A 9,851-nucleotide genomic window follows, 5' to 3' on the forward strand; every position below is an offset into this window, starting at 1 on the left:
GGGAATACGACCGCCCCAGCACCCGCCATTTCGTCATCGCCGGCTGCCCCTGTGGATCCGGCTTCTGCCACCACCCACGTTCGGCATTCAGCTTCCCCAGCGGCAGCTCGATCACGCCTTCGTCAGCGTCGGGGCCGCCCTCGACCACCGCCCAATAGGTCTTCGAAATCTTGCCGTGCTTGAACAAAAGCCCGAGCGAGGCGGTTGCCTTGCGATGGCGGCCGAGCACGAGGCAGCCCGAGGTTTCCTTGTCCAGCCGATGCGCCAGAACCGGCGGGCGCGGCAGGCCGAAGCGCAGCGCGTCGAACGAGGCTTCCAGGTTCGGTCCGCCCTTCGGGCCCTTGTGCACGGGAATGCCGGCCGGCTTGTCGATGACCAGCATCAGCCCGTCGCGGTGGAGCACGCGGGCGAGCATCTCCTCGTCGGTGGGTTGGTTAATGTCCATGGAAACCGTAACGCGGGTGTGAGCTTTCGTTTGGGAAGGGAAAGGGCTAACACCACGCCATGAACGATACCACCTCCGAAACACCCAAGCGGTCGTGGTGGCGGCGGCTCTCGGACGGCCTGAAGCGCACCTCCGGCGCGCTCGGCACGGCCGTGGCCGACCTCGTCACCAAGCGCAAGCTCGACCGCGCGATGCTCGACGACATCGAGGACGTGCTGCTGCGCGCCGATCTCGGCACCCAGGTCGCCGCAAGGATCGCCGAAGCCGTCGGCGCCGGCCGCTATGACAAGGCGATCAGCGCCGACGAGGTCAAGGCTGTCGTCGCGACCGAGGTCGAGAAGGTGCTGTCGCCGGTGGCCAAGCCACTCGTCGTCGAGGCCGGGCACAAGCCGTTCGTGATCCTCGTCGTCGGCGTCAACGGCTCCGGCAAGACCACGACGATCGGCAAGCTCGCCCAGAAATTCGCCTCCGAAGGCAAGCAGGTGATGCTGGCCGCGGGCGACACCTTCCGCGCCGCCGCCATCGAGCAGCTCAAGGTCTGGGGCGAGCGCACCAGGGCGCCGGTCATCGCCGGCGCGCAAGGCTCGGATTCCGCAAGCCTCGCCTTCACCGCCATCACCGCGGCCAAGGAGCAGGGCCGCGATATCCTGCTGATCGACACCGCCGGCCGGCTGCAGAACAAGGCCGAGCTGATGAACGAGCTCGAGAAGGTCGTGCGTGTCATTCGCAAGGTCGACGCCTCGGCGCCGCATGCGGTGCTGCTGGTGCTCGATGCCACCGTGGGACAAAATGCGCTGTCGCAGGTCGAGGCGTTCCATCGTACGGCTGGCGTCACCGGCCTGGTGATGACCAAGCTCGATGGCACGGCGCGCGGCGGCATCCTGGTGGCGCTGTCGGAGAAGTTCAAGCTGCCGGTGCACTTCATCGGCGTCGGCGAGGGCGTCGAGGATCTGCAGCCGTTCGCGGCGAAGGATTTCGCGCGGGCGATCGCCGGCATCGAGGATTGACGCTGCCGCGCTGCTCCGGCGCGGTTTGATCGACGACGAGACCAGCTGCGTCGCCGCTGACGACAGCCAACAGGACATGGAATGGACAAGACCCAGCCGCATCCGCTGTTCAAGCTCGCGACCGAACTCGGTCCGCTGATCGTGTTCTTCTTCGTCAACGCCAAGTTCAATCTGTTCGCTGCGACCGGCGCCTTCATGGTCGCGATCATCGCGGCACTGATCGCGTCCTATGTCGTGACCAGGCACATTCCGCTGATGGCGCTGGTCACTGCCGTCGTCGTGATCGTGTTCGGCACGCTGACGCTGGTGCTGCACGACGAGACCTTCATCAAGGTCAAGCCGACCATCATCTACGGCCTGTTCGCGGCCGTGCTCGGCGGCGGGCTGTTGTTCAACCGCTCGTTCATCGCGATCATGTTCGATCAGATGTTCAACCTGACGCCAGCCGGCTGGCGCATCCTCACCTTTCGCTGGGCGCTGTTCTTTGCCGGAATGGCGTTGCTGAACGAGATCATCTGGCGCACCCAGAGCACGGACTTCTGGGTCGGCTTCAAGGCTTTCGGCGTGCTGCCGCTGACCATGATCTTCGCCATCGCCCAGATGCCACTGATCAAGCGCTACCACCAGGACCCGGCCTCGCTGGCCGCCAGCGATGCGGCGGAAGGGGATGTGAGCAAGGGGTAGCTATAAGGCTTGACTGCCGGGCCCCACGCGCACGTCGTCGTTCCGGGGCAATGCGAAGCATAGAACCCGGAACCTCGAGATTCCGGGTTCGCTCGCTGACGCGAGCGCCCCGGAATGACGGCGAGGAGAAATACTCACTGTCATCATCCGCGAAGGCGGATGATCCAGTACGCCGCGGCCGTCCTGAGTCTCTCTGCTGTCACGGCGTACTGGATCGCCCGGTCAAGCCGGGCGATGACGACGGGGTTGGACGGACAGCTTCGCTCGCGATGAGAACTAGCGGCTTGCCGTCAGCAAACTAACTCCCCGCCTTCAGCGCCTTCTCGATCTCCGGCTTCAGCACCGCGTCGATGTTCTGCGCCGTGATCGGGCCGACCAGCTTGTAGACGATGGTGCCCTCGCGTCCGACGACGAAGGTCTCCGGCACGCCGTAGACGCCCCATTCGATGCCGGCGCGGCCGTTGCCGTCGACGCCGACGACGTCGTAGGGATTGCCGTAGCGGCCGAGGAAGCGGCGGGCGTTGTCGGCGGCGTCCTTGTAGTTGATGCCGATGATCTGGAAGCGCTTGTCGCGGCCGAGGTCGACCAGCAGCGGCGCCTCGTCGTGGCAGGGCACGCACCAGGACGCCCAGACATTGACGATGCTGACCTTGCCCTTCAGCGCGGCCGGATCGAGTCCCGGAACCGCGGCCCCGTCCCTGGCGAGTTCGGGCAGCGGCGGCAGCGGGGTGGCTGGTGCGGGGCGGCCGATCAGCGCCGAGGGAATGCGCGAGGGATCGCCATTGCCGAGGCGAGACCAGAACAGCGCGGCCAGCCCGAGAAACACCACGAGCGGCAACAGCATGAGGAACGAGCGGCGCCGCGGCACCGGATCTTTCGGGGACTGCTCGGTCATTGGATGTCCGTTGCCGCGCGGCCGGAGCGGCGGCTGACGCCGCTCTCCTCGAGCGCGCGCAGCCGCGCCTTCTGGGTGCGGTAGTCGATCGCGATCCAGGCGATCAGCAGCACCACGACGACCGCGGCGGCTAGATAGGAGGTCGCGATGAAGGAGGCGTAGGGGCCGAGGTCCATCTCAGGCGGCTCCCACGGCCTGGCTGGTCGCGCCGCCGGACGGCGCGCTGCCTTGATAGGCCCGTGCCTGCATCATCTGCAGGCTGCGCACGCGGCGGCGCAGGATCTCGTTGCGCATGGCGGCGACGTGCAGCGTCACGAACAGGAAGGTGAAGCCGACGGCCATCACCAGCAGCGGGATCAGGAAGGCCTTGTCCAGCGCCGGACCGCCCATGCGCATCACCGAGGCCGGCTGGTGCAGCGTGTTCCACCAGTCGACCGAGAACTTGATGATCGGCAGGTTGAGGGCGCCGACCAAGGTCAGCACGGCGGCGGCGCGGGCCGCGCGGGTGGGATCCTCGACCGCCCGCCACAGCGCCATCAGGCCGAGATACATCAGGAACAGGATCAGCACCGAGGTCAGCCGGGCGTCCCACTCCCAATAGGTACCCCACATCGGCCGGCCCCACAGCGAGCCGGTCAGCAGCGCGAGGAAGGTGAAGCTGGCGCCGATCGGCGCGGCCGCCTTGGCGGCGACGTCGGCGAGCGGATGCCGCCACACCAGGGTGCCGAGCGAGGCGATGCTCATGACGCCCCAGACGAACATCGACAGCCAGGCGTTGGGCACGTGAATGAACATGATTTTGACGGTCGCGCCCTGCTGGTAGTCGTCGGGCGCCAGCGCCGACAGGTAGAGGCCGGCGGCGAGCAGCACGACCGTGACCAGCGCCAGCCACGGCGACAGGCGCGCCGCGAGCGCAAGGAACCGGGTGGGATTGGCAAGGTCGATCAGCGACATGGGACCCTTGTTAAAGGCGGAAGCGGTTGCAGTCCATCAGCACGGTGCGGCTGGCTAAGAGTTGATCATGGTCAAACCCCAGTGCGTTCCGGGTTAATCCGCCGCTGCCCGGGAATGATGGGGGCAATGCAGAGCGGCCGGTCAGTCCAGGCCGTTGCGCAGACTGGTTGCAGCTGCGAACGGGCCGATCACGAAGCTCACCAGCGACAGCGCGCACAGGATCGAGAACGGCGCGCCGAACGGCAGCGGTCCCACGATGGCCGCCTGCGACGCGGCGACGCCGAAGATCAGCACCGGGATCGACAGCGGCAGGACCAGGACGGCCAGCAGCAGGCCGCCACGGGACATCGTCACCGCCAACGCTGCGCCGATCATGCCGATGAAGGTCAGCGCCGGCGTGCCGGCGAGCAGGGTCAGGGCGACCGCGCCGGTGGCGGTGGCGTCGAGGTTCAGCAGCAGGCCGAGCACGGGCGTGGCGATCACCAGCGGCAGCCCGGCGGCGAGCCAATGCGCCAGTGCCTTGGCGGCACAGGCGAGCTCCAGCGGCGTCCGGCTCATGATGATGAGGTCGAGCGAGCCGTCCTCGTGGTCGGCGGTAAACAGCCGGTCGAGCGTGAGCAGGCTGGCGAGCAGGGCACCGAGCCAGAGGATCGCCGGACCGAGCCGGGTGAGCAGCGCCAGGTCCGGGCCGACGGCGAACGGCATCAGCACCACGACGGTGAGGAAGAACAGCACGCCGATCAGCGCGCCGCCGCCGATACGCAGCGCGATCCGGATGTCGCGGCGGATGAGGGCGCCCAGCGCGGTCATTGGAAAAGAGCCCTGATGAGAAATGCTTGGGAGCGACGCTGCTGCTCCGAGCTCGCTGCGCTCCCCTCCCCCCTACGGGGAGGGGTCGGGGGTGGGGGTCCCAGGAAAGACTGCCCGTGTGGACCCCCCACCTCCACCCCACCCCAACCCCCCTCCCCGCCTAGCGAAGCTCCGCTCCGCGCGGGGGGAGGGGGGCGCACCGATGCCGCGGTGAAAAATTGCCTGTCCCATAAACATCAGCTCAGTTTCCGATCCGCAGCTCGCTGGTGTCGATGCCGAGCGGCCCGTGCGTGGCCGCGACGATCAGTCCGCCGCCCGCCAGATGCTCCCGCATCAGCCCTGCGAACATGGCCTGACCGGCGACATCGAGCGCGGCGGTCGGCTCGTCCAGCAGCCACAGCAGGCGCGGCACCGCGAGCAGGCGGGCCAGGGACAGCCGGCGGCGCTGGCCGGCGGAGAGGTAGCCGGCGGGCAGGTCGATCGCGTGGGCGATGCCGACGGCTTCCAGGCAATCCGGGATCGGCCTGATCATTCCGCCGCCGAGGAAGTCGGCCCAGAAGGTGAGGTTCTCGCGCACGCTGAGCGCCGGCTTCAGCGCGTCTCGGTGGCCGAGATAATGCGCCTGCTCCGGCACCGTCAGCTCGCTGTCACCGTCCGCGATGGCGATGGTGCCGCCGGCCGGGAGCAGCAGGCCGGCGATCAGCCGCAGCAGCGAGGTCTTGCCCGCGCCATTGTGTCCGGTCACCGCCAGCGCCTCGCCCGCGCGCGCCTCGAAGGCGAGGCCGGCAAACACCTCGCGGCCGCCGCGCACGCATCTGACGTCGTGTCCGAACAGCCTCGGAGACAGTGTTGGAGACAGCTGCATGGCGCGTCGTGACAGCCCTTACGAAATTGATGGCTAGCGTGCGAGAATTTGTGGGTGATGCCACGCCGGGACTTGATTGTCTCTGTAGCGACGCAGTTAGAAAGCTTCTATAAGCCCGACCTTGATGCAGCACACAATCGTCCGCTGCAAGCCATCCGGCGCCTCGCGCTGACGGTTCTTAAATACCCCCACGGGGTATACAGATCAATTGGGATTCCCACGCATGACCTCGCTCGACAGCTTCAAGTGTCGCAAGACCCTCAAGGTCGGAACGAAGAGCTACATCTATTACAGCTTGCCCACAGCCGAGAAGAACGGTCTCAAGGACATCTCGAAGCTGCCGTACTCGATGAAGGTGCTGCTCGAGAACCTCCTGCGCAACGAGGACGGCCGCACCGTCACCAAGGACGACATCGTCGCGGTGTCGAAATGGCTGCGCAAGAAGTCGCTGGAGCACGAGATCGCCTTCCGCCCGGCCCGCGTGCTGATGCAGGACTTCACCGGTGTCCCGGCCGTCGTCGACCTCGCGGCCATGCGCAACGCGATGCAGAAGCTCGGCGGCGATGCCGAGAAGATCAACCCGCTCGTCCCGGTCGACCTCGTCATCGACCACTCGGTAATCGTGAACTACTTCGGTGACAACAAGGCGTTCGGCAAGAACGTCGCCGAGGAGTACAAGCAGAACCAGGAGCGCTACGAGTTCCTGAAGTGGGGCCAGAAGGCGTTCTCCAACTTCTCCGTCGTGCCCCCGGGCACCGGGATCTGCCACCAGGTCAACCTCGAATACCTGGCGCAGACGGTCTGGACCAAGAAGGAGAAGATGACCGTCGGCCGCACCAAGGGCACCTTCGAGGTCGCCTATCCGGATTCGCTGGTCGGCACCGATTCGCACACCACCATGGTCAACGGTCTCGCCGTGCTCGGCTGGGGCGTCGGCGGCATCGAGGCCGAGGCCTGCATGCTCGGCCAGCCGCTGTCGATGTTGCTGCCTGACGTCGTCGGCTTCAAGCTGACCGGCGCGCTGAAGGAAGGTGTCACCGCCACCGACCTCGTGCTCACCGTCACCCAGATGCTGCGCAAGCTCGGCGTGGTCGGCAAGTTCGTCGAGTTCTTCGGCCCCGGCCTCGACCATCTCTCGGTCGCCGACAAGTCGACGATCGCCAACATGGCCCCGGAATATGGCGCCACCTGCGGCTTCTTCCCGGTCGACGCCGCCACCATCGACTATCTGAAGACCTCGGGCCGCAAGGGCCCGCGCGTCGCGCTGGTCGAGGCCTATGCCAAGGCGCAGGGCCTGTTCCGCACCGCCAAGTCGGCCGATCCGGTGTTCACCGAGACGCTGAATCTCGACCTCGCCGACGTCGTGCCGTCGATGGCCGGTCCGAAGCGCCCCGAGGGCCGCATCGCGCTCCCTGCCGTGGCCGAGGGTTTTGCGACCGCGCTGGCCGGTGAGTACAAGAAGCCGGATGCCGCCGAGCAGCGCTTCCCGGTCGAGGGCAAGGATTTCGACATCGGCCATGGCGACGTCGTCATCGCCGCCATCACTTCCTGCACCAACACCTCGAACCCGAGCGTGCTGATCGGCGCCGGCCTGCTGGCCCGCAACGCCGCCGCCAAGGGCCTCAAGGCCAAGCCGTGGGTGAAGACCTCACTCGCTCCGGGCAGTCAGGTGGTTGCAGAATACCTCTCAAACTCCGGCCTGCAGAAGGACCTCGACAAGGTCGGCTTCAACCTCGTCGGCTTCGGCTGCACCACCTGCATCGGCAATTCCGGTCCGCTGCCGGAGGAGATCTCGAAGTCGATCAACGACAACGGCGTCGTCGCGGCGGCGGTCCTCTCGGGCAACCGCAACTTCGAAGGCCGCGTCTCGCCGGACGTGCAGGCCAACTACCTCGCCTCGCCGCCCCTGGTCGTCGCCTACGCGCTGGCCGGCACGGTGACCAAGGACCTCGCGGTCGAGCCGATCGGCATCGGCAAGGACAAGAAGCCGGTCTACCTGAAGGACATCTGGCCGACGACCAAGGAGGTCAACGACTTCGTCAAGAAGTTCGTCAAGGCCTCGATCTTCAAGAAGCGCTACGCCGACGTGTTCAAGGGCGACACCAACTGGCGCAAGATCAAGACCGTCGAGAGCGAGACCTATCGCTGGAACATGTCGTCGACCTACGTGCAGAACCCGCCGTATTTCGAGGGCATGAAGAAGGAGCCGGAGCCGATCAAGGACATCGTCGAGGCCCGCGTTCTGGCGCTGTTCGGCGACAAGATCACCACCGACCACATCTCGCCGGCCGGTTCGATCAAGCTGACCTCGCCCGCCGGAAAATTCCTCAGCGAGCACCAGGTCCGCCCGGCCGACTTCAACCAGTACGGCACCCGCCGCGGCAATCACGAGATCATGATGCGCGGCACCTTCGCCAACATCCGCATCAAGAACTTCATGCTCAAGGGCGCCGACGGCAACATCCCGGAGGGCGGTCTGACCAAGCACTGGCCCGACGGCGAGCAGATGTCGATCTACGACGCCGCCATGAAGTACCAGGAAGAGGGCGTGCCGCTGGTGGTGTTCGCCGGCGCCGAATACGGCAACGGCTCGTCGCGCGACTGGGCGGCCAAGGGCACCCGCCTGCTCGGCGTCCGCGCCGTGATCTGCCAGAGCTTCGAGCGCATCCACCGCTCCAACCTGGTCGGCATGGGTGTGCTTCCGCTCACCTTCCAGGAGGGCACCTCGTGGTCCTCGCTCGGCCTCAAGGGCGACGAGAAGGTCACCATCAAGGGCCTGCAGGGCGACCTCAAGCCGCGTCAGACCCTGACCGCCGAGATCGTCTCGGCCGACGGTGCAGCGCAGCAGGTGCCGCTGCTCTGCCGGATCGATACGCTGGACGAACTGGACTACTACCGGAACGGCGGCATCCTGCACTACGTGCTCCGGAAGCTTGCCGCTTAACCACAGTACGGTGCGACAGTTTGGCTCACTCTGAAGTGAGTAGCGGGTGATGAAGGAGGCGGCCTATGACAAGGGCCGCCTCCTTTGCATTTTCGGTTTATTAACTACGAGGACGGCATCGCGTAGGTGGTGGCGCGCGAGAGCGCAGCGGACGGTGGTCCAGACGGGACAGTGGCGATGAGTGGACAGATGTCGTGGTGGTCGCGCGCGGCGCTGGGTGTCTGTGCGGTCATTGCTTTCGTCCGGCCGGCCGCCTCCGATCCACGTGCGGTGATTGAACTGTTCACCTCCCAGGGCTGCTCGTCCTGCCCACCGGCGGACAAGGTGCTCGGCGAGCTCGCGCGCGATCCCAACATCATCGCGCTCTCGCTTCCGATCGACTACTGGGACTATCTCGGCTGGAAGGATACCCTGGCCGATTCCCGCTTCACGGCGCGGCAGCGGGCCTATTCGCGCGCGCGTGGCGATCGCGATGTCTACACTCCCCAGGCCATCGTCAACGGCTCGGTCCACGTCATCGGCAGCGACCGCGAGGCGATCGAAGGCGCCATCGAGGAGACCGCGCAGGCCGGCAACGCGATGTCGGTGCCGGTGCGGCTGTCGATCGAAGGGCAGGAGCTCACGGTCTCGGTGGCTGCGGCGACCGAGCATACGGTGCGCAAACATGGCGAGGTCTGGGTCTGTTCGATCGCGCGTGCCGTTCCGATCCAGGTGGGGCGCGGCGAGAATAGCGGCCGGGAGCTGACCTACTACAACGTGGTTCGCAATCTTCTGAAACTCGGCGACTGGAACGGCGCGCCAGCCAGCTGGAGCGTTCCGCTGGAGAAGATCGCCCGCGAGGGCGTGGACGGCGCGGTGGTCTATGTGCAGGACGGGAGCCGCGACCGCCCCGGTCCGATGCTTGGCGCCGCATTTTCCGAGCTGCATTAGCCCTCGGCCGGCCCCACTCGATCAGCCTTGCTGACGCGCAGCCGGTGCCGGCGACGGAAGCCGTTGCCCAATGACTGACGGCTCGATCACCGCCGTTTGCAGTAGCCAAAAAAGCAAAAGGACCAACTCGCGTTGGCCCTTTGCCATTACTTGTGAATAGACCCGATCCTGACGACCCCGGGGGGCTGGGGGCTGAGGAATCCGGAACCGAAAGGACCGGGCCAACGCACGCGAATCTTATGCCTAAGATCGGGGGCGGTCCCTGGGCGGAAAGGCGGCGCGATTATGATTCCGCTAACGATCCCGTGACGCTTGCG

At 66.4% G+C, this 9,851-nt stretch carries 10 protein-coding genes; 4 read left to right on the plus strand and 6 right to left on the minus strand.

Features of this window, described 5'->3' with window-relative positions; genetic code table 11:
* Positions 1–445: RluA family pseudouridine synthase (locus BRAS3809_RS19690; RefSeq protein ID WP_035657042.1), on the minus strand; the 445-nt coding region annotated here is incomplete at its 3' end.
* Positions 446–504: 59 nt separating this feature from the next.
* Between BRAS3809_RS19690 and ftsY the strand changes: the two genes are divergently transcribed.
* Positions 505–1,452 (plus strand): signal recognition particle-docking protein FtsY, encoded by a 948-nt coding sequence (ftsY, locus tag BRAS3809_RS19695; protein ID WP_008963814.1) that lies wholly within the window; start codon positions 505–507, stop codon positions 1,450–1,452.
* A gap of 81 nt (positions 1,453–1,533) precedes the next feature.
* Positions 1,534–2,136 (plus strand): septation protein A, encoded by a 603-nt coding sequence (locus BRAS3809_RS19700; RefSeq protein WP_008963815.1) that lies wholly within the window; start codon positions 1,534–1,536, stop codon positions 2,134–2,136.
* 298 nt (positions 2,137–2,434) lie between these two features.
* On the opposite strand, the gene BRAS3809_RS19705 is transcribed toward BRAS3809_RS19700, so the two are convergent.
* The 5 genes from BRAS3809_RS19705 to ccmA form a co-directional block, all read right to left on the minus strand.
* Positions 2,435–3,031 carry a DsbE family thiol:disulfide interchange protein gene (locus tag BRAS3809_RS19705; protein WP_008963816.1) on the minus strand — a complete coding sequence of 199 codons (597 nt, stop codon included), beginning with the start codon at positions 3,029–3,031 and terminating at the stop codon, positions 2,435–2,437.
* The gene (gene ccmD, locus BRAS3809_RS19710; RefSeq protein WP_008963817.1) at positions 3,028–3,207 is read right to left on the minus strand and encodes a heme exporter protein CcmD; all 180 of its coding nucleotides are present in this window, start codon (positions 3,205–3,207) and stop codon (positions 3,028–3,030) included. Before ccmD ends, BRAS3809_RS19705 begins: the two co-directional genes overlap by 4 nt.
* Before the next feature lies 1 nt (position 3,208).
* Positions 3,209–3,985 carry a heme ABC transporter permease gene (locus tag BRAS3809_RS19715; RefSeq protein WP_008963818.1) on the minus strand — a complete coding sequence of 259 codons (777 nt, stop codon included), beginning with the start codon at positions 3,983–3,985 and terminating at the stop codon, positions 3,209–3,211.
* Positions 3,986–4,126: 141 nt separating this feature from the next.
* Entirely contained in the window at positions 4,127–4,795 is a 669-nt protein-coding gene (ccmB, locus tag BRAS3809_RS19720) for a heme exporter protein CcmB (protein WP_006611638.1), read from the minus strand.
* Positions 4,796–5,036: 241 nt separating this feature from the next.
* The gene (gene ccmA / locus BRAS3809_RS19725) at positions 5,037–5,660 is read right to left on the minus strand and encodes a heme ABC exporter ATP-binding protein CcmA (RefSeq protein ID WP_035657039.1); all 624 of its coding nucleotides are present in this window, start codon (positions 5,658–5,660) and stop codon (positions 5,037–5,039) included.
* Between the two features lie 223 nt (positions 5,661–5,883).
* On the opposite strand from ccmA, the gene acnA reads away from it, so the two are divergent.
* Positions 5,884–8,604 (plus strand): aconitate hydratase AcnA, encoded by a 2,721-nt coding sequence (gene acnA, locus BRAS3809_RS19730; RefSeq protein ID WP_008963820.1) that lies wholly within the window; start codon positions 5,884–5,886, stop codon positions 8,602–8,604.
* Between the two features lie 189 nt (positions 8,605–8,793).
* The gene (locus BRAS3809_RS19735; protein ID WP_008963821.1) at positions 8,794–9,534 is read left to right on the plus strand and encodes a DUF1223 domain-containing protein; all 741 of its coding nucleotides are present in this window, start codon (positions 8,794–8,796) and stop codon (positions 9,532–9,534) included.
* The last annotated feature ends 317 nt before the right edge of the window (positions 9,535–9,851 follow it).

It is taken from the genome of Bradyrhizobium sp. STM 3809, assembly GCF_000239795.1.
Classification (GTDB): Bacteria; Pseudomonadota; Alphaproteobacteria; order Rhizobiales; family Xanthobacteraceae; genus Bradyrhizobium.